The sequence below is a fragment of the Geomicrobium sp. JCM 19038 genome (genome assembly GCF_000698125.1).
Classification (GTDB): Bacteria; Bacillota; Bacilli; order Bacillales; family Marinococcaceae; genus Geomicrobium_A.
Map to the genome: position 1 here is coordinate 134,815 of NZ_BAXA01000003.1, position 19,135 is coordinate 153,949.

At 43.0% G+C, this 19,135-nt stretch carries 21 protein-coding genes, 2 pseudogenes and 1 other annotated feature; of the genes and pseudogenes, 22 read left to right on the forward strand and 1 reads right to left on the reverse strand.

The window, feature by feature from the left end; all coding sequences use genetic code 11:
* Positions 1-13 precede the first annotated feature (13 nt).
* From JCM19038_RS20410 to sigG, 7 genes and pseudogenes are all read left to right on the forward strand, one after another.
* Positions 14-433 carry a cell division protein FtsQ/DivIB gene (locus JCM19038_RS20410; protein ID WP_052361106.1) on the forward strand — a complete coding sequence of 140 codons (420 nt, stop codon included), beginning with the start codon at positions 14-16 and terminating at the stop codon, positions 431-433.
* A complete protein-coding gene (locus tag JCM19038_RS20415) occupies positions 433-870 on the forward strand; it encodes a hypothetical protein (protein WP_052361108.1) in 438 nt (145 codons plus the stop codon). Before JCM19038_RS20410 ends, JCM19038_RS20415 begins: the two co-directional genes overlap by 1 nt.
* A gap of 250 nt (positions 871-1,120) precedes the next feature.
* Positions 1,121-2,406: pseudogene (ftsA, locus tag JCM19038_RS05470) on the forward strand (cell division protein FtsA).
* Positions 2,407-2,440: 34 nt separating this feature from the next.
* Positions 2,441-3,592, forward strand: coding sequence for a cell division protein FtsZ (gene ftsZ, locus JCM19038_RS05475; protein WP_042415452.1), 1,152 nt, complete (start codon positions 2,441-2,443; stop codon positions 3,590-3,592).
* 240 nt (positions 3,593-3,832) lie between these two features.
* The gene (locus JCM19038_RS05480) at positions 3,833-4,804 is read left to right on the forward strand and encodes a sigma-E processing peptidase SpoIIGA (protein ID WP_042415454.1); all 972 of its coding nucleotides are present in this window, start codon (positions 3,833-3,835) and stop codon (positions 4,802-4,804) included.
* The gene (sigE, locus tag JCM19038_RS05485; protein ID WP_042359894.1) at positions 4,779-5,483 is read left to right on the forward strand and encodes an RNA polymerase sporulation sigma factor SigE; all 705 of its coding nucleotides are present in this window, start codon (positions 4,779-4,781) and stop codon (positions 5,481-5,483) included. The genes JCM19038_RS05480 and sigE overlap by 26 nt, the downstream gene beginning before the upstream one ends.
* Before the next feature lie 160 nt (positions 5,484-5,643).
* On the forward strand, positions 5,644-6,426 hold the full coding sequence (sigG, locus tag JCM19038_RS05490) for an RNA polymerase sporulation sigma factor SigG (protein WP_042415459.1): 783 nt from the start codon (positions 5,644-5,646) through the stop codon (positions 6,424-6,426).
* Between the two features lie 238 nt (positions 6,427-6,664).
* Here the strand turns inward: sigG and JCM19038_RS05495 are convergent, their stop codons facing one another.
* Positions 6,665-7,618, reverse strand: a complete 954-nt coding sequence (locus tag JCM19038_RS05495; RefSeq protein WP_193745052.1) for a nuclease-related domain-containing protein — start codon at positions 7,616-7,618, stop codon at positions 6,665-6,667.
* 252 nt (positions 7,619-7,870) lie between these two features.
* Between JCM19038_RS05495 and JCM19038_RS05500 the strand changes: the two genes are divergently transcribed.
* From JCM19038_RS05500 to JCM19038_RS05560, 15 genes and pseudogenes are all read left to right on the forward strand, one after another.
* Positions 7,871-8,116, forward strand: coding sequence for a YlmC/YmxH family sporulation protein (locus tag JCM19038_RS05500; RefSeq protein ID WP_042360205.1), 246 nt, complete (start codon positions 7,871-7,873; stop codon positions 8,114-8,116).
* Between the two features lie 79 nt (positions 8,117-8,195).
* Positions 8,196-9,017, forward strand: a complete 822-nt coding sequence (pgeF, locus tag JCM19038_RS05505; protein ID WP_052361110.1) for a peptidoglycan editing factor PgeF — start codon at positions 8,196-8,198, stop codon at positions 9,015-9,017.
* Positions 9,018-9,022: 5 nt separating this feature from the next.
* Positions 9,023-9,721, forward strand: coding sequence for a YggS family pyridoxal phosphate-dependent enzyme (locus tag JCM19038_RS05510; protein WP_042415465.1), 699 nt, complete (start codon positions 9,023-9,025; stop codon positions 9,719-9,721).
* Between the two features lie 16 nt (positions 9,722-9,737).
* On the forward strand, positions 9,738-10,154 hold the full coding sequence (locus tag JCM19038_RS05515; RefSeq protein ID WP_042415468.1) for a cell division protein SepF: 417 nt from the start codon (positions 9,738-9,740) through the stop codon (positions 10,152-10,154).
* A 23-nt stretch (positions 10,155-10,177) separates the two neighbouring features.
* Positions 10,178-10,432, forward strand: a complete 255-nt coding sequence (locus tag JCM19038_RS05520) for a YggT family protein (protein WP_042360208.1) — start codon at positions 10,178-10,180, stop codon at positions 10,430-10,432.
* A gap of 3 nt (positions 10,433-10,435) precedes the next feature.
* On the forward strand, positions 10,436-11,188 hold the full coding sequence (locus JCM19038_RS05525) for an RNA-binding protein (protein WP_052361111.1): 753 nt from the start codon (positions 10,436-10,438) through the stop codon (positions 11,186-11,188).
* A 37-nt stretch (positions 11,189-11,225) separates the two neighbouring features.
* A complete protein-coding gene (locus JCM19038_RS05530; RefSeq protein ID WP_042415471.1) occupies positions 11,226-11,747 on the forward strand; it encodes a DivIVA domain-containing protein in 522 nt (173 codons plus the stop codon).
* Positions 11,748-11,795: 48 nt separating this feature from the next.
* Positions 11,796-12,017 (forward strand) — a binding site (T-box leader).
* Positions 12,018-12,152: 135 nt separating this feature from the next.
* Complete coding sequence (locus JCM19038_RS25360) at positions 12,153-13,088, forward strand: class I tRNA ligase family protein (protein WP_373902474.1); 936 nt, start codon at positions 12,153-12,155, stop codon at positions 13,086-13,088.
* 224 nt (positions 13,089-13,312) lie between these two features.
* Positions 13,313-14,541: pseudogene (locus tag JCM19038_RS25365) on the forward strand (class I tRNA ligase family protein); the annotation flags it as partial.
* Positions 14,542-14,592: 51 nt separating this feature from the next.
* Positions 14,593-14,814, forward strand: a complete 222-nt coding sequence (locus tag JCM19038_RS23365) for a zinc finger domain-containing protein (protein WP_238554298.1) — start codon at positions 14,593-14,595, stop codon at positions 14,812-14,814.
* 65 nt (positions 14,815-14,879) lie between these two features.
* Positions 14,880-15,527 (forward strand): TraR/DksA C4-type zinc finger protein, encoded by a 648-nt coding sequence (locus tag JCM19038_RS20420; protein WP_238554299.1) that lies wholly within the window; start codon positions 14,880-14,882, stop codon positions 15,525-15,527.
* A 16-nt stretch (positions 15,528-15,543) separates the two neighbouring features.
* Entirely contained in the window at positions 15,544-16,023 is a 480-nt protein-coding gene (gene lspA / locus JCM19038_RS05545; protein WP_042360275.1) for a signal peptidase II, read from the forward strand.
* Complete coding sequence (locus JCM19038_RS05550; protein ID WP_042415474.1) at positions 16,016-16,927, forward strand: RluA family pseudouridine synthase; 912 nt, start codon at positions 16,016-16,018, stop codon at positions 16,925-16,927. Before lspA ends, JCM19038_RS05550 begins: the two co-directional genes overlap by 8 nt.
* A 187-nt stretch (positions 16,928-17,114) precedes the next feature.
* On the forward strand, positions 17,115-17,651 hold the full coding sequence (gene pyrR, locus JCM19038_RS05555; RefSeq protein ID WP_042360210.1) for a bifunctional pyr operon transcriptional regulator/uracil phosphoribosyltransferase PyrR: 537 nt from the start codon (positions 17,115-17,117) through the stop codon (positions 17,649-17,651).
* 140 nt (positions 17,652-17,791) lie between these two features.
* Positions 17,792-19,108, forward strand: a complete 1,317-nt coding sequence (locus tag JCM19038_RS05560; RefSeq protein ID WP_238554291.1) for a uracil-xanthine permease family protein — start codon at positions 17,792-17,794, stop codon at positions 19,106-19,108.
* Positions 19,109-19,135: the final 27 nt, after the last annotated feature.

The following is a 19,135-nucleotide window of genomic DNA, read 5'->3' on the forward strand; positions in this document are numbered from 1 at the left end:
GGAGGACATTTCTATGGCAGACAAACAAAATGTCGTCTCTGTGAGCGACCGAATACCAGCGTTAAAAGAACAGAGGAAAAAGCGAGCCAACCGCCGTCTCATTTTTTATTTAAGTATCTTCTTTATCCTTATTGGGATCGTCGTCTACTTTCAATCTCCTCTAAGTCATGTACAGCAAATCCAAGTTGAAGGAAATTACACTGGAGAAACTCGTGAGATTATTGATCAAAGTGCTCTCGTAAGTGGTGAGAGCATATGGTCACAATCGCTCAGTAGTGCAAAAGAGCGAGTTGAACAAATTCCATACATTGAAGAAGCGACAATTGAACGATCCTCCCGACAACATTACGAATTATTGTCCAAGAACGGGATCGTACGGCTTATTTGCATAGTAATGATCAATTTATTCCCGTCTATGGGAACGGTCAATTAATGGAAGAACAATCGCTCGACACCTATCCAAGTGATGCACCAATTATTTTTAACTGGCAAAACGAAGAGCTGTTAGAAGCGTTTTTCGTTGAATTGGACAAGCTTGGTAGCGGAATGATCAATCACATATCGGAGATTCATCCGAGTGATGACGATCCTACACTTCTTCGCTTATTCATGAATGATGGAATTGAAGTTGAAACGACGATTGAAAACTTCGCAAGCTACATGGCGCCTTATCCAACGGTTGCAAGGCAAATCTCAGAGCCTTCGGACGGAATTTTACACATGAAAATGAGCCCTTACTTTGAAGCGTTTAATCCTGAAGAGTATGCCGGGGAGATTCATGAAGAGCACATTGATACGGGTGATGGTGGGCTAGAAACTGAGGAAGATTCAGTTACAGAAGAGCCCATTGAAGAAGGAGAAAATAACTGATCTAATGGACACAGTTCCCATTTGGGAACTGTGGCTTTCGTGCTAGCGTTTATCTAGAGCGTTTTTCGCTTTCCTCCTTATCAATTCTAGTGTAGACTTGTACATAGTAATTCTTTTTCACAACTGATAAAGGATTTTCACATCCCCGAATCGAATTAAAGAAGAACGGTAGTCATTTTATTTCGGTTCATTACTAAGAAGAAATGTAATAGAAACGAAGCCGTTTCATTACAAGTAGGAGGTACCGTTCATGGACAACAACACAATTTATGTCAGTCTTGATATTGGTACAGCCGAGGTACGTGTCATGATCGGGGAAATGTCAGCAGGAATGTTGAACATTATTGGAGTAGGCAATGCAGCTTCTACTGGAATTAAAAAAGGTGCAGTCGTTGACATAGATGCCACTGTAAATGCAATTCGAGAAGCCGTCGATAAAGCAGAGCGAATGGTAGGGATGTCAATTAAACAAGTGGTTGTCGGCATTAACGGAAACCACATTGATCTCCATCAAACACACGGAATCGTAGCTGTATCAAGTCCAAACAAAGAAATTACAGCAGAAGATATTGATCGCGTTACCGATGCAGCTTCAGTCGTGAGCATTCCTCACGATCGTGAAATTGTTGATATCGTACCTTACAATACATCGTTGATGGGTATGACGGGATTACAGATCCAACTGGGATGATCGGAGTTCGTTTGGAAATGGAAGGGTTATTGGTCACAGGATCAAAAACCGTTTTACATAACTTACTTCGATGCGTTGAAAAAGCAAACCTTGAAATTACAGACATCTTCTTGCAGCCACTTGCTGCAGGTGAAATTGCTGTATCAAGCGATGAAAGAATGCTCGGTGTTGCACTCGTAGACATTGGTGGTGGCCAAACGACCATTTCTTATTTTAAGAACGGTGGTTTGCACTCAACGTACGTGATGCCAATTGGCGGATCACACGTCACCAATGATTTATCTGTTGGGTTGCGCACGACAATGACACAAGCTGAACAATTGAAAACGGAACACGGTCATGCATTTATTGATGACAGTAGTGATGAAGTCACTACGACAATTACGCCGATGGGTCAAGGTAGTGGCGAAGAATATTCTCAACGAGATCTTGCTCACATCATTGAGCCTCGTATGGAAGAAATCTTCGAACTCGTAAACGAAACGTTAGACGCAGAAGGTGATATTCCTGGAGGAGTCGTACTCACAGGTGGTGGAGTGATGCTTCCTGGCACACTCGAGCTTGCTCGTGATGTACTCGGTCGAAACGTCCGGATGGCGATTCCAGATTATATCGGTGTCAGAGAACCACGGTATACAAATGCAGTTGGACTCATTGAATTTGCTCACAAGCATGTTAAAATGCATAATAAAGAGATGGTCGCTGCGACAACTGAATCCGCACAACCAAAAGTAGAACAAAATCGCAAATCAAGACATTCTGCGAATGAACTAGAAGAATCGAATGAAGATAGCCCTGGCGTAAAAAAACGCGTACGTAACTTCTTTAAAGTGTTTTTTGAATAGGACAGGCACATTTGACTGATGAGGGGGACCTGAGATGCTAGAGTTTGAAATGGACATGGACCAACTCGCCCAAATTAAAGTTATTGGGGTCGGAGGCGGCGGTTCCAACGCGGTAAATCGAATGATTGAAAACGGTCTACAAGGCGTAGAATTTATTGCTGTAAATACAGATGCTCAAGCATTGCAATTATCACAAGCTGAAACGAAACTACAACTAGGTGGAAAGTTGACGCGTGGTTTAGGTGCAGGAGCGAACCCAGAGATTGGGAAGAAAGCAGCTGAAGAAAGCAAAGAGCAGCTCGAAGAATGTTTAACAGGTGCTGATATGGTATTTATCACCGCTGGAATGGGTGGAGGTACTGGAACAGGAGCTGCACCAGTAATCGCAGAAGTTGCTAAAGAAATCGGCGCGCTAACGGTAGGTGTCGTAACTCGGCCATTTTCTTTTGAAGGAAAGAAACGTTCGACTCATGCAAAGGACGGAATTGAAGCACTCAAGGAAAAAGTCGATACACTAATCGTCATTCCAAACGATCGCTTGCTTGAGATTGTTGACAAGAACACGCCAATGCTTGAAGCATTCCGTGAAGCAGATAACGTTCTTCGTCAAGGTGTACAAGGGATCTCGGATTTAATTGCTACTCCTGGTTTAATCAACCTTGACTTTGCCGACGTGAAGACAGTCATGAGTGAAAAAGGTTCAGCACTTATGGGTATTGGTATTGCAACCGGTGAGAATCGTGCAGCAGAAGCGGCCAAAAAGGCCATATCAAGCCCACTCCTTGAAACGTCTGTAGATGGAGCGCAAGGGGTGCTCATGAACATTACAGGTGGTTCGAACTTAAGCTTGTTTGAAGTTCATGAAGCAGCGGAGATTGTCTCCGATGCCTCGGATCCAGAAGTAAACATGATTTTCGGTTCCGTAATCAATGAAAATCTGAAAGAAGAAATCGTCGTAACGGTTATCGCGACTGGTTTTGATGACGTTGCTGATAAGAAAGCGAAACAACAAAAAGTTCGCGGTTCATCAATGCCACGCCAACAAGCATCACGTGAAGAAGTGGAGCCGACGCGCGAGCAACGGCAACAACCGGTTTACGAGGAGCCGCCACAACCAGAGCCACAACAAGAAGACGAATCGATCGATGTACCAGCGTTTCTACGCAATCGTCGAAGAAGAAGATAAGAAATAAGAGTCCAATTATTGGACTCTTATTTTTTTATGTTTGCATTGTCGAATGGTGAAATCGTGATTAATCAGACGTTCCTTACAACGTCGCCGTGGATTTCGACACATTTATACGTAAACGTGTAAAAAGAGTAAGAGACATGCTCTGAGAAAATGACATACTTCGAAATCGATTCTCTCTATACTAGTAATCAAGGAAAAACAGAAACCGTCTAGAGAGGAGGGAGTGGGCGTTCATTGACCTTATACATAGATGTCATCTATGGATTAAATACGGTCGTTACTGCTAGTCTCCTTTACATGACTGGCAAATGGCAAGGATATGAATTCTCTCTTTTCAGAGTATTGTTTGTTGCACTCATTACGAGCTTACCGCTATTTCTATGGTTAACCGACTACGGTGCAATGTTATTGCATCCAGTGAGCCAAGTAATCGTTTGTATCTGTACTGTATACCTTGCTTTTGGTTTTAAGCGATTCGCGCGGTTCATTAAAACGACGTTTACGTTTTATGTCATTTCATTGTTATCTGGCGGGGCCGTTATTGCGATGACGTGGTTTTGGCAATCATCACAGTTACTACACACGTGGAAACAGACGTCAAGCTGGGCTACGTTAGATCATATGCACGGGCTGCTCGTCTTATCCACATTACCCGTTGTGATTCTCTTAACGCAAATTACAAAACACTCACTAAAAGAAGAGAAACGCAATGAAAATAAAATCATAAACGTTCGCATTCAAATGGACGGTAACGTTGAATCCGTTTATGCAAAAGCACTCATCGACACCGGAAACCACTTGAAAGATCCCATTACGAGAAAGCCAGTAATGGTCGCGACTCTTTCCGTTCTTGAATCTGTTTTAACGAATGAATCACTCGAAAGCTTCTCAACATGGTTGAGCGCTGAAGGTACAAAAGGAGAAAATCCTTGGAATGAAAATGTTCGAATTATCCCATATCAAGCGATCGGCAAAGAACACGGATTTTTATTTGCGATCCAAGCAGCAGAAATTGAAATGGTAAGTGGTGACTCGTCTCACATTTTAAATCGAGCATTGATCGCATTTGAAACCCGTGCCGTATCATCAGAAGATCGTTTTCAATGCATCATCCACCTGAAATGGTGCCAGCTGAATAAAGCCGAACGGAGGGGGATTTACATTGTGGAAGAAATCAAAGATGAAACTTACGATTCATTGGTATAAGCTACTCCAAAAACTAGGCATTAAACCCGACGAAGTGTACTACATCGGCGGTAGCGAAGCGTTGCCTCCACCTCTTAGCAAAGAAGAAGAAGCAGAGCTTCTAGAAAAGCTTCCAAACGGAGACCCTGAAGTACGCAGTCGACTCATTGAACGGAACTTACGCCTTGTCGTCTACATCGCTCGGAAGTTCGAAAACACCGGCATTAATATTGAAGATTTGATTAGCATAGGAACGATTGGCCTTATTAAAGCTGTGAACACATTTAATCCCGAGAAAAAGATCAAACTAGCAACATACGCATCGCGGTGTATCGAAAATGAGATTCTCATGTATTTGCGACGCAACAACAAAACCCGTTCTGAAATTTCTTTTGATGAACCGTTAAATGTTGATTGGGACGGCAATGAATTGTTATTATCCGATGTTATGGGAACCGAGGAAGATATCATTACACGAGACCTTGAAGATAAAGTAGATAAATCATTATTGCGCCGCGCATTAACGACACTCAATCCCCGTGAAAAACAAATTATGGAACTGCGATTTGGACTTGCGGGTACGAAAGAGAAGACACAAAAAGACGTCGCAGATATGTTAGGAATTTCTCAATCTTATATTTCAAGACTGGAAAAACGAATTATTCGCCGCCTAAGAAAAGAATTTAATAAAATGGTTTAATGAAAAAGCGAAGGATTACCGCCATTTTTATACCATTTATTGTCTATCTAAAAGATAAAACGAAAAGATTGATCGCATAAAAAGTCCTCCCGCGGACATACTGAACGTGAGCAGGAAGAACGAACCGTTCACTGCGATGACGCCGTGGGAGGGAACATATGTGACACGCAACAAAGTTGAGATCTGCGGAGTTGATACGTCTAAATTACCTGTACTTAAAAACGATGAAATGCGTATCCTTTTCCAAAAGCTCCAATCCGGAGAAGAATCTGCACGAGAAACACTCGTAAACGGAAATTTACGACTCGTACTTAGCGTCATTCAACGTTTTAACAACCGTGGCGAATATGTCGACGATCTATTCCAAGTCGGCTGCATAGGACTGATGAAATCCATCGATAATTTCGACTTAGGCCACAACGTCAAGTTTTCAACGTACGCCGTCCCGATGATTATCGGAGAAATCCGCCGCTACTTACGCGACAACAATCCGATTCGCGTTTCGCGTTCATTACGTGACACCGCGTACAAAGCATTACAAGTCAGAGACCGACTCATGGCAGAAAAAGACCGCACGACCGAACCGACCGTACTGGAAATAGCAAAAGAATTAGACCTACCAAAAGAAGAAGTCGTCTACGCATTAGACGCCATTCAAGACCCCGTCTCATTATTCGAGCCAATCTACAATGATGGTGGCGACCCAATCTACGTCCTCGACCAAATTAGCGACGAAAAAGAAAAAGACTCCACATGGGTCGAGCACATTGCCATCCAAGAAGCAATGATCCGTCTAAACGAACGGGAAAAGAAAATACTAGACATGCGCTTTTTCCAAGGGAAAACACAAATGGAAGTCGCCGAAGAAATCGGCATATCCCAAGCCCAAGTATCCCGACTCGAAAAAGCCGCAATTCAAGAAATGAATAAACACACCCGATAAATGTGTGAGCCGAACCCACCGCGAAAATGCGGTGGGTTTTTTGGTGGTGGTGGGGTGGTGTAGCTAGTGGATGCGAGAGTGTAGCAAGCGGATGCGAGGGTGTAGCAAGCGGATGCGAGGGTGTAGCAAGCGGATGCGAGAGTGTAGCAAGGGGATAGCGAGGGTGTAGTAAGCGGGGGCGCTACTCACTGTAGCTAGAAAACGATATAATGTATTGCATACTGAAATTAATATGCAGTCATTTTTGTTCCCATGGTAATATCAATCGATAACAGGTTTTATTATTTGTATAGCGGGTGTAATGAGACATTTTTTGTAATGATCGTAGCATTGTATGTCGATCTTGTATGCTTAAAAATTGCCTGGCTTCTTTGTTTGTGCAATAGTGATTGATGAGTAGGGCATAATCAACAAGCCCCGCTTGAATATTTTCATAAGAATAAGTCTGACATTTTTTACAATAGAAGCGTATGTGATTAGACGCTCGTTCCACTGGAATATAATTACATTGCGTACAAGGGACGCCGAGACGTAAGTTGGCATACGTAAGATTATAATCATGCAATAAATTTCGCCACTTTGGTCGATGATTTGTGTTTATGAGTGATGTCATTTTGGCTATTTTGCCATTACCTGTCATTGGATCATGAACGTTGGATAAAAGTTTTGGAATAGCTTCTGCACGAATTACATAGCGTTGAATTTCTTCTTGCAGTCTAGGGGGATAAGAAAGTTCGGTGTAAGGAGAGGTTAAAACGACATAAGGACGAATGGTGATCGAGGTTGTAATGCGCTGTTGATGGAGGAACGTTTGAAATAACCGTTCGTGGCGTTTGACCTGATGAATCGGATTGTTTAACGTTTCGGTTTCATTACCAGATGTTTTTGTGACGGTTTCATCGTCGTGAAAATGAATGTGTCCTTTCATCTGTTTCGTATCAAAAAGATAAACGGTGTCAGATGTGAGTACGATGAGGTCGAGTTGAAAGTAATACGGTTCGTAACTGGGGAGTCGTTTGTTGTGGAGCACTTGCCAATGAGGGAGTTGAATGGCGTTTAGAAGATTGTAGAGTTGTGTTTCACCATTTAAACCAGCTTTAAATTTTTCAATGTCAGAATGTAGAGCGGGTACGTAATCGAAGCAGCGTTTTTCTAGTGCTTGCAGTTGAAGCAATGTTTCATTAATAAGCAATATGACACCTCCTGTTGGAGTAATTCGACATCTAGCTGAAAACCCCTCTTTAATTTCACGTACCGGAAATAAGGCCCTGTTCAACCCATGATCAACAATCGAAATTTCACGTACCATAATTACATAACACAACACCTTCAACAATAATTAACCCACAGCCCTCCTAACTTCGATCGAAAATAAAGCGATAAAACCTTCCAAGTCATCATATGGATAAGCAAGGGATGCTTTAATTAGAAAGGAGTCCAAGTGATGCTTAAAATAACCGATTTACAAGTAAAAGAGGTTGTGAATGTGCAAACGGGTAAGCGGCTCGGGACGCTTGGTGATGTGGATATTAATTTATCGACTGGGATGATTGAATCTTTGGTCGTGACGGGAAATAATCGGATGCTTAATATGTTTGGAAAGGAAGAGGAATTGATTATTCCTTGGAGTCAGATTGCTAAGATTGGAACGGATGTAATCCTTGTCTATGTTTATGGCAATAACTCTTGACATTTTTCTGCAAAACTACCGTCAAACGCTCGATATGTGCTAAAATATAATGAAAGACTGCTATAAAGGAAGGCGTTTCATGGGGAAAGAACCGTTTGTGTATAATCCAGTCGATAAGCTATTTCATTTAGAACCTATAGATCAGCGGATTGTTGCTGGTTTTACGAGTCGTAACGAAGGTGTTAGTCGTGCTCCGTATAACGAAGCGAACCTCGGATTACATGTTGGTGACGATCACGATGATGTGATCAGCAATCGAGAGCGTTTGAGTGCAAAATTAGGCGTAAGTCTTGATGACTTTGTCTACTGTGAACAAGTGCATAACAATATCGTTCAGAAAGTCACGACAATTGAGCGGGGCCTTGGCACGAAGAGTATGGAATCTGTCGTATCTCACGCTGATGGTTTGTACACTCGAGATGAGCAGGTTGTTTTAGCGACGCTTTATGCGGATTGTGTGCCTCTTCTTTTTACTGGGGACCGTGGCACAATTGTAGGAACTGCACATGCGGGATGGAAAGGGACTGCTGGTAACATTGGCGGTGAACTTGTCCGTCAATGGGTTGAAAGTGAGAACGTTGATGTGACGAGTATTCATGCATATGTTGGGCCTTCCATTGGGAAAGAAAAATATGTTGTAGATGATCGTGTGATTGACCAGTTAAAAGCGGTTTTGCCAAGTGATGTTGCGACTTGGAATCGTGTAAGCGACGGTCAATATGAGCTTGATCTCAAACTGACAAATGCTCTTTTAATTGAGCAAGCGGGTGTTCCTCGTCGTCAAATAACAGTAAGTGGTTATTGTACAGCGAGTGAGCCGGACCTGTTTTATTCCCATCGTCGAGACGGCAGTAAAACGGGGCGTATGGCAGCGTATATTATGAGATCAAGTGGGAGTTGAGCGTCATGGTTGTAGTGAGCGACAATTTACTGAACATAAATCAAGAAATTAAACAAGCTTGTGAGCGCGTAGGTAGGCATCAAGAAGAGATTAACATCGTTGCAGTGACGAAGTATGTGTCACATGAGCGTGCAGAAGAAGCTGTGGCGTCTGGTGTGAAGCACCTTGGTGAAAGTCGAGCAGAAGGACTCCTAGAAAAACGCGAGGCGATCACTGGTGCTGCTACGTGGCATTTTATCGGTCAGCTTCAAAGCCGGAAAGTGAAAGATGTGATCCATGAATGTGATTATCTTCATTCGCTTGACCGCATATCGCTTGCCAAAGAGATTCAAAAGCGATACAAAGGAGACGGGACTGTAAAGTGCTTCGTACAAGTGAACGTCTCAGGTGAAGAGTCGAAGTCTGGATTAACGCCTGAAGGTGTTATGAGCTTTATTGAGCAATTGCAAGCGTATGATGCAATTGAAGTCGTTGGACTTATGACGATGGCACCGTATGAAAGTGTACCTGAAGATACGAGGCCGCATTTTAAAAAGCTCAAAGAATTGCAACAAGAGATTGTAAAACGTGAGTTTGCACATGCTCCGTGTCATGAGTTATCGATGGGGATGTCCAATGATTATACAGTCGCAATCGAAGAAGGTGCGACATTCATTCGAGTAGGCTCTCGTCTTGTTGGAGATGAGCGCAGCAATTTAGCGTAAAGGAGGTTCGTTCATATTGAGCATAAAATCTCGCTTTAAACGTTTTTTTGATGTTGACGAAGATTATGTTGAGGAAGAATTAGATGCTCCTGTTGAAGAGTCAAAGTCTGACAGTGAGCAAAAAGATCGTACTCAAAATGTCGTAAGCTTGCAAAGCATTCAGCAGTCTGCCAAGATGGTTTTAATTGAACCGAGAACGTATGAAGAAGCTCAAGATGTTGCCGATCATTTGAAAAATCGACGATCGGTGATTTTGAATATGCAGCGCATTCAAAAAGACCAAGCCAAACGGATTGTTGATTTTCTAAGTGGCACGGTTTATGCCATTGGCGGTGACATTCAAAAGATTGGTGGGAACATCTTTTTGTGTACACCAGACAATGTAGAGATTTCAGGGGCAATCTCGGAGCTCATGCAACAAGATTTTGATTAGAAGAGGTTGGGGTGAGTGGTTTTATGGCAATGATCGGCCAGATCGTATTAATGGCGATGTCGCTTTATCAAATTGCAGTAATTATTTATGTTCTTTCTAGTTGGTTACCTGGATTGCGTGAATCAGGCTTTGGACAAGCATTAGCAACCATTGTTGAACCGTATCTAGAACCGTTTCGTAGAATTATCCCGAATTTAGGTATGATTGACATTTCACCAATCGTAGCATTGATTGCTTTGGCATTAGCGCGACAAGGTGTAATTGCAATCTTCTTCTAATCGATGGATATCTTTCAACATTTTCGTAAGGAAGAGCACGAATGGATTGTACAAGTACAAGACATAAAAGATGCTGTTGAAACGACGTACGAAGCAAAGCTCACTGGTTTTTTAAATCCGAGGGAAGTTGACATTGTACAGTCGGTGATCGGAGCCGATGAAACCGTTAAGGTTGCTTTTTTTGGAGGGATTGAAGGTGTTGAGCGTAAACGAGCGCTCATCTATCCTTTTTTTGAAGAAGTGTCGCCTGAGCGGTACAACATTGTTATGTTTCACGGGGCATTTGACCCGAAATTCTCAACTGTCTCACACCGCGATCTTCTTGGCGCATTAATGGCTTTAGGTGTAAAGCGAGAGATGTTTGGAGACATTCACGTTTTACAAGGCAAGGTTCAATGGTTCGCAACAGAAGAAATGCAAGACTTTATTCTGATGAATCTTGAAGGTGCAGGGAATACGCCGTTAAGACTTTCGACACTTCCGCTACATAATGCGTATGATATAACTGATGAGTGGGAAGAAAAGACAGGATTCATCTCATCGCTTAGACTAGATACTGCTATTTCAGAGATGTACAACTTGTCGAGAACGAAAGCAAAGGCATATATAGAGAATAGCCGGGTTAAAGTGAATTGGAGAACGGTGGAGGATCCGAGTTTTCAAATCCAAACTGGCGATACATTATCACTTCAAAAGCATGGACGTAGAAAGCTTTTTCAATCGATAGTGAAACGAAGAAAGGCAATTTACGTGTAACCTATGGTTTGAAGAAATAACTATGGAGGTGGCTTTCTTGGCATTAACACCGATGGACATTCACAATAAGCAATTTGCTAAAGGGTTCCGAGGCTATGATGAAGACGAAGTGAATGAGTTTCTTGATCAAGTCATCAAGGATTATGAAACCGTCATTCGTGAGAAAGAAGAGCTGTTTTCTAAAGTTAATGAGCTTGAAGAGCGTTTGAATCATTTCTCAAACATTGAGGAAACGTTAAGCAAATCAATCCTTGTTGCGCAAGAATCAGCAGAAGAACTCAAGCGTAGTTCAAAAAAAGAGTCGCAGCTTATCATTAAAGAGTCTGAGAAAAACGCTGATCGCATTATTAACGATGCTCTTTCGAAATCGCGTAAGATTGCGCTAGAGCTTGAAGAACTCAAAAAACAAGCAGCCGTGTACCGGATGCGATTTAAGATGCTAATTGAAGCACAACTAGAGCTTTTAGATGATGAAGATTGGGATAGCCTAACAAACGGTGTAGAAGATGAAGAAGAGGAACATACAAGTCATACATACGAAGACCAAAAAAGTCGCTGACTTGACGTTCATGTAGAGATCGACTATACTTTTAGCAATACTAACTAAATGTAGGCGTTGATTGGGACAGTAGTGATCAATAAACTTTTTGAGCGAGCGAGGGAGGGTGTGAGCCTCGTAAAGAGTTGATTCACGAAGATCACCCAGGAGCTACCGAACAGAAAGCGTTCGAATAGGACGTGAGTAGAGTTTGGCGTGACTAAAGCGATAATTAGACTGAGTGGCTTATGAGCTATCAGGGTGGTACCGCGGGTAAACCTCGTCCCTATGAGTGGGATGGGGTTTTTTTATTTTGTACTGACTTAGGAGGAAAGATATGAATTTCAAAAAAACGCTACGAATGCCACAAACGGAATTCCCGATGAGAGGAAACCTTCCAAATCGCGAACCCGTATGGCAAGGTGAATGGAAGAAGCAAAGCTTTACGAACAAGTGATGACGAAAAATGCTGATAAACCGATGTATGTGCTTCATGATGGACCGATTTATGCAAATGGAAACATTCACGTTGGACATGCAATGAACCGAATCGTAAAAGACATGATCGTTCGTCATCGCAACATGGATGGCTTTAAAGCACCGTTTGTTCCAGGTTGGGATGCGCACGGATTGCCGATTGAAACGGCGCTCACGAAAACAAAAAAAGTTGATCGTAAGAAAATGTCCGTTTCTGAATTCCGAGCGGCGTGTGAAGCGTACGCGTGGGATCAAGTTGAAACGCAAAAAGAACAGTTTAAGCGTCTTGGTATGATCGGTGACTTTGATAACCCGTATGTCACATTAACACCAGACTTTGAAGCGAACCAAATTAAAGTGTTCGGTGAAATGGCTAAAGCGGGTCACGTTTATCAAGGGAAAAAGCCTGTGTATTGGTCACCTTCCTCTGAATCGGCACTTGCTGAAGCAGAGATTGAATATCATGACAAGCGTTCACCTTCGATTTACGTAGCGATGAAAGTAACCAATGGTAAAGGGGTTATCGACAACGGTTCAGAGTTCATCATCTGGACAACAACACCTTGGACATTGCCAGCAAACCTCGGTATTTCTGTGCATCCAGATTATGACTATGCGCTTGTTTCTGTCGCTGATCGAACGTTCGTTATTGCGAGTAAATTGTTCGATGAAGTAAGCGAAACGTTAGAATGGGAAGACGCTAAGATTGTTAAGACGGTTAAAGGTGCTGAGCTTGATCAAGTCGTTGCTGCACATCCGTTTTACGATCGTGACTCCCTTGTTATGACAGGACAGCATGTAACACTTGATGCAGGTACCGGCGCTGTTCATACTGCACCAGGACACGGGAAGATGACTTTATTATTGGTCAACAGTACGGCTTAGAACCGCTTTGTCCTGTAGACAATAAGGGCGTTATGACCGAAGAGGCTCCGGGATTTGCAGGTATTTTCTATGATGAGGCGAACAAGCCAATCACAGAAAAGCTGGATGAGACCGGCGCGTTGCTTAAATTGAAGTTCATCACTCACTCTTACCCACACGACTGGCGTACGAAAAAGCCAGTAATTTACCGTGCGACTGAGCAATGGTTTGTCTCTGTTGAGAACATGCGTCAAGAACTTTTAGACGCGATTGCACGTGTGGATTGGCAACCGAAGTGGGGAGAAGTACGTCTTCATAATATGATTCGCGACCGTGGTGATTGGTGTATTAGCCGTCAACGAGTTTGGGGCGTTCCAATTCCGGTCTTCTACGAAGAAGACGGTTCTCCAATTATTACAGATGAGACAATTGCACATGTGGCTGATTTGTTCCGTGAACACGGATCAAACATTTGGTTTGATTGGGAGACAAAAGACTTAATGCCGAGCGGTTATTCCTCTGAGAAAAGCCCAAATGGTAACTACACGCGTGAAACAGATATTATGGACGTTTGGTTCGACTCAGGTTCTTCACACCAAGGTGTTTTAGAAGAACGTGACGACCAGCACCGTCCTGCTGATCTTTACTTTGAAGGTAGTGACCAATACCGTGGATGGTTCAACTCATCCTCATAACGAGCGTTGCCGTAACAGGTGATGCACCGTACAAAAAGGTATTGAGCCACGGCTTTACGCTTGACGGTAAAGGCGAAAAGATGTCGAAATCACTCGGGAATGTTATTGATCCTGCGAAAGTGATGAAGCAACTCGGTGCTGATATTTTACGTTTGTGGGTGTCTTCAACAGACTTCCAATCGGATGTTCGTGTATCCGATGACATTTTGAAACAAGTGTCTGAAACGTACCGTAAAATTCGTAACACACTTCGCTTTATGCTCGGAAACTTAAGTGACTTTGATCCAGCAACCGATCGGGTTAAGATGAGCGACATGAATGACGTGGATTTGTTCATGTATCAACGTCTGAATGATGTCATTTCACGTGCTCAGAAAGGGTATCGGGAGTATGCTTTTGGGACGACGTATCAAGCGTTGCATCATTTCTGTTCAATCGATTTAAGTGCATTCTATATGGATGTTGCCAAAGATGCATTGTATTGTGATCATGAAAATGATGCCGAAAGAAGAGCGATGCAAACAGTGCTTTACGATAGCGTTGTTGCACTTACAAAATTACTTGCACCAATTACACCATACACGGCTGAAGAAGCATGGTGTTTCATTAAAGATCGTGAAACAGACTATGTTCAACTTACAGAGATGCCTGACGTATTTACGATTGAGAACGAAAGCGAACGCGAAGCACGCTGGGCACACTTGTTAAACGTCCGTACCGTTGTGCTAAAGGCATTAGAGGAAGCAAGGGCAGACAAAGTCATTGGTAAATCATTAGAAGCAAAGCTCGTTCTTACTGTGGATGAAACAGCTTATGCAATGTTAAACGAGATGAGTCACCCTGAGAAGTTATTTATCGTTTCGCAACTTGAGCTTGTTAAAGGCGAAGAAACGAATGTTTCCGTACAAAAAGCTGAAGGTGATGCGTGTGAACGTTGTTGGCACGTGAAAGAAGATGTGGGTGAAGATGAAAGCTTCAACACACTTTGTACACGTTGTGCAGATGTTGTAAAGACGTATGACCCTGCGATTTTGGAAGAAACGGCAAAATAAGCCTCGGTTAAATGGCTCCCTATGAAGAGAAACTAACTTTGTAGGGAGGAATTTACGTGTCTTGGATGGAACAAATAAAGCATGATTTAGAAGAACGCAAAAAAGACATTGAGCGACGAGAACATGCCCACGAAGAAGATGGGCGGGATAATGAATTGTCGGTGTTTGACAATCATCCTGCCGATTCTGCGGATATTTTTTATGAGGCAAGTAAAGATGATGCGCTTCATATGCATCGCCACGTTGAACACGAAGAAATTGTTCATGCCTTAAAGAAATTTGAAAACGGTACGTATGGGATCTGTGAAGAGACAGGTGCTGAGATTCCTAAAGAACGACTTCTAGCCAATCCAACGGCGCGTACAGTTGTGAATCCGGAGAAACCTGCAGATCAAAGCGGCGTCTTTCTTGGAACGGCACAAGGAAATCCGAGTCCGTATAGTGGTGGTCAGGTCGCTTCTGACGGAGTAGATATGTGGGAAGCACTGATGAATACGACTGAAGATCAGAGTTATCATGAAAGCGCGACGAGCGACTTTTGGGTTGAGAAAGAGCTGGATTTACTGAGGAGTTTGAGCGCTATGCAAGTACTGGGATCGAAGGGTATCATGGAGCGGAACACGTACACGTCGTCAAGCCTCCAGACGATGACTTTACAAATGAAATTGAAGGAGAAGAGCGGCAGTAATTATCTGCCGCCATTTTCCTTGTAAAGGAGAGACAAAGTTGATCGCATTATACTATCTGATTGCGTTAGTCATTATCGGACTTGATCAGCTAACTAAAATTATTGTCGATCGCAACATGGAAATTGGGGAATCGATTCCGATCATTGAACAAGTGTTACATATTACCTCACATCGAAATATGGGGGCAGCATTTGGAATTTTACAAGGGCAAATGTGGTTGTTTTTTATCGTAACTGCGGTCGTTGTCGTCGGAATCATTTATTACATGCCTAAGCTTATTAAAGAACATCGCGGATACGGTATAGCGCTTGGTGTTTTATTAGGCGGAACGATCGGTAACTTTATTGACCGGTTGTTTAGAGGTGAAGTTGTTGATTTTGTCGATGTGTACATTGGAAGTTATAGCTTTCCAATTTTTAATGTCGCAGACGCAGCATTAACTCTTGGTGTGATTTTCTTGCTCATTTTAATGTTTATGCAAGATCGGAAAGAGAAAAAGGAGCAAAGTAGTCATGAGTAAATTCGAATGGGTTATCGAAGAAGCGGGAACCCGTATAGACAAAGTTATCGTTACAAGAACAGGAGAATCTAGAACGACAATTCAGGACTGGATTAATGAAAATCACGTAACGGTAAACGGTGCGAATGTGAAAAGCAACTACAAAGTACAAGACGGTGATCGTGTCACTGTAATTCCAAAAGAAAAAGAACAACTTGAGGCAGTCCCAGAAGACATTCCACTCGACATCCGCTATGAAGATGAGCATGTTCTCGTGATCAACAAACCAAGAGGCATGGTCGTTCACCCTGCACCAGGGCATCCAAGCGGTACTGTCGTCAATGCTTTGCTCGGTTTAAAAATGCAATTGTCGACGTTGAATGAGGAAATGCGACCGGGTATCGTTCATCGAATTGATAAAGATACGAGCGGGCTATTGATCGTTGCAAAAACGGATCAAGCGCATCAACATCTTGTGCAACAATTGCAAGGGCGTACGTTAAAGCGTACGTATGAAACGATCGTTCACGGTGTGATTGCACACGAATTTGGAACGATTGATGCACCGATTGGGCGTCATCACCACGATCGTCAAAAGATGACGGTAACAGACGCCCACTCACGTGAAGCAATTACACATTTTACCGTCATCAAACGGTACAAAAATTACACGCGCGTAGAATGTCAACTAGAGACAGGAAGAACGCACCAAATCCGTGTTCATATGGAATACATTGACCATCCAATTGCTGGGGACCCGAAATACGGTCCAAAGAAGACATTGCCAATTGAAGGGCAAGCACTACACGCAAAGGAACTCTCATTTATTCATCCAGCGACTGAAGAGACAGTAACTGTAACCGCAGAACTTCCTGATGATATGGAGCAATTAATCTACAATTTAGAACATTCATCAGAGCATTGACAAAAAATACGTTCAATGAAATAATAACGGTAGAAATAAAATAGCCCTTTAACACAGTCCAGAGAGGCTGAGAAGGATACGTAGAAGACACGTCCTAGGTGACGTCTGTTTTCTGAATATGTATACTCAACCCCTCTCTATTACGGAGCAGGGGTTTTTTATATGTAGGGCGAAAGGAGATTCTTTCATGACAACCCGGACACAGACACTATTTGATGAAGCGGCAATGCGAAGAGCATTAACACGGATTTCTCATGAGATGCTCGAGAAGAACAAAGGAATGGAAGACGTACTTTTAGTCGGGATCAGAACGAGAGGATATCCACTAGCACAGCGTTTAGCAAGCAATTTAAAACGTATTGAAGGCATTGAAGTTCCAGTAGGTTCCATGGACATTACGTTGTACCGAGATGACTTAACGCAAAAGAAAGAAGAACCAGAGATTCATCACGTTGATTTGCCAGTATCGGTTGATGGTAAACGCGTTATTCTTGTGGATGATGTCTTGTATACAGGACGTACTGTACGAGCAGCGATGGATGCATTGATGGATATAGGGAGACCTTCGCAAATTCAATTAGCAGTATTGATTGATCGAGGGCATCGAGAACTACCGATACGAGCAGACTTTGTAGGAAAGAACATACCGACGTCGTCCAGTGAGACGATTCAGGTACAGTTAGAAGAAAGTGATCAAGTCGATCTCGTTAGCATTACAAACTAATAATGAATACTCTTTAACCCAGTCCCGAGAGGCTGAGAAGAGGTTTACCTTGTTTACACTCAAATTAGCTCATATGGCTACGTGTAACTCAAGGTCCATCTCTTTGCCGCCGGGTAAAGAGATTTTTTATGGAGGTAAACATGAAGCCAGTATTAGACATACACGAACGCCCTAAACTCGCAAAATGGATCATTCTTAGCATGCAGCACTTATTCGCCATGTTTGGCGCCACAATCTTAGTCCCGGTATTAACCGGTTTAAGTCCTTCCGTTGCCCTCGTTTCGAGTGGTCTCGGGACAATCGCTTACTTGATCACGACGAGAGGAAAGATTCCTGCTTACGTCGGATCATCATTCGCATTCATTAGCCCGCTCATAAGTGCGATGACGTTTGGTGGACCTGGTGCGGTCATGCTCGGAACGTTCTCAGCCGGAATTGTTTACGGACTCACATCACTACTTATTATGGCATTTGGTGTGAACTGGTTACTAAAGCTTTTACCTCCAATCGTCGTCGGGCCCGTCATTATGGTTATCGGTTTAGGACTTGCATCAACGGCCATCGAGATGGCGATGAATTATGACGCAAGTACAGGTGAATATGTCGATACGGCATTACACTTTACGATCGCACTCATTACGCTTACAGTAACGATTGTCTCATCGGTCTTCTTTAAAGGTTTCTTACGACTCATCCCGGTCTTGATCGGACTCGTAACAGGCTATGTGATTAGCATTTTTGCTGGGCTTGTCGACTTAACGCCGGTCCAACAAGCTCCGTGGTTCCACATTCCAGACTTTGCAATTCCGTACATTACGGTTGATCCGATTTACTCACTTGCGATTATCGGGATTATGGCACCGATTGCCCTTGTGACGATGGCAGAACACATCGGAGATCAAATGGTACTAAGTAAAATTACAGGGCGCAACTTTTTGAAAGACCCAGGTCTTCATCGTTCACTACTCGGTGATGGGATCGCCTCAGTCATTGCCAGTTTCGTCGGGGGTCCACCAAATACGACGTACGGGGAGAATATCGGAGTGCTCGCGATTACGAAAGTGTTTAGCGTATTTGTTATCGGTGGTGCAGCCGTGTTTGCGATCGTGTTCGGCTTCTCCGGAAAAATTGAAGCCTTAATCGCAAGTATTCCTGTATCAGTCATGGGTGGTGTCTCCATCTTGCTCTTTGGGATTATCGCTTCATCTGGTCTTCGTCTGATCGTAGAAAATCGTTTGGACATGTCAGAGAACAGAAACTTAGTCATCGCTTCTACTATACTCGTCATTGGAATTGGCGGAGCGTTCATTGAAATTACAGAAGACCTAGTGATTCCTTCTATGGCACTAGCAACGTTTATCGGCATGATCTTACACGGAGTATTACCGAATAAAACGATCGGTTACGGAAATGGTCAATTGTTCGAAAGTGTTGAAGACGATCAAAACAACGGCTAACACAATTTTAGTGAGGAGTGGTCAACG

Coding starts and splice junctions, on each gene's coding strand:
- JCM19038_RS05520 (WP_042360208.1), top strand. CDS start 10,178: ATGGCAATGATCGGCCAGATCGTATTAATGGCGATGTCGCTTTATCAA.
- JCM19038_RS25360 (WP_373902474.1), top strand. CDS start 12,153: ATGGAAGAAGCAAAGCTTTACGAACAAGTGATGACGAAAAATGCTGAT.
- JCM19038_RS05550 (WP_042415474.1), top strand. CDS start 16,016: ATGAGTAAATTCGAATGGGTTATCGAAGAAGCGGGAACCCGTATAGAC.
- pyrR (WP_042360210.1), top strand. CDS start 17,115: ATGACAACCCGGACACAGACACTATTTGATGAAGCGGCAATGCGAAGA.
- ftsZ (WP_042415452.1), top strand. CDS start 2,441: ATGCTAGAGTTTGAAATGGACATGGACCAACTCGCCCAAATTAAAGTT.
- sigE (WP_042359894.1), top strand. CDS start 4,779: ATGAAACTTACGATTCATTGGTATAAGCTACTCCAAAAACTAGGCATT.
- JCM19038_RS20420 (WP_238554299.1), top strand. CDS start 14,880: ATGGAACAAATAAAGCATGATTTAGAAGAACGCAAAAAAGACATTGAG.
- JCM19038_RS20410 (WP_052361106.1), top strand. CDS start 14: ATGGCAGACAAACAAAATGTCGTCTCTGTGAGCGACCGAATACCAGCG.
- JCM19038_RS20415 (WP_052361108.1), top strand. CDS start 433: ATGGAAGAACAATCGCTCGACACCTATCCAAGTGATGCACCAATTATT.
- JCM19038_RS05510 (WP_042415465.1), top strand. CDS start 9,023: ATGGTTGTAGTGAGCGACAATTTACTGAACATAAATCAAGAAATTAAA.
- JCM19038_RS23365 (WP_238554298.1), top strand. CDS start 14,593: ATGAGTCACCCTGAGAAGTTATTTATCGTTTCGCAACTTGAGCTTGTT.
- JCM19038_RS05560 (WP_238554291.1), top strand. CDS start 17,792: ATGAAGCCAGTATTAGACATACACGAACGCCCTAAACTCGCAAAATGG.
- JCM19038_RS05500 (WP_042360205.1), top strand. CDS start 7,871: ATGCTTAAAATAACCGATTTACAAGTAAAAGAGGTTGTGAATGTGCAA.
- JCM19038_RS05525 (WP_052361111.1), top strand. CDS start 10,436: ATGGATATCTTTCAACATTTTCGTAAGGAAGAGCACGAATGGATTGTA.
- pgeF (WP_052361110.1), top strand. CDS start 8,196: ATGGGGAAAGAACCGTTTGTGTATAATCCAGTCGATAAGCTATTTCAT.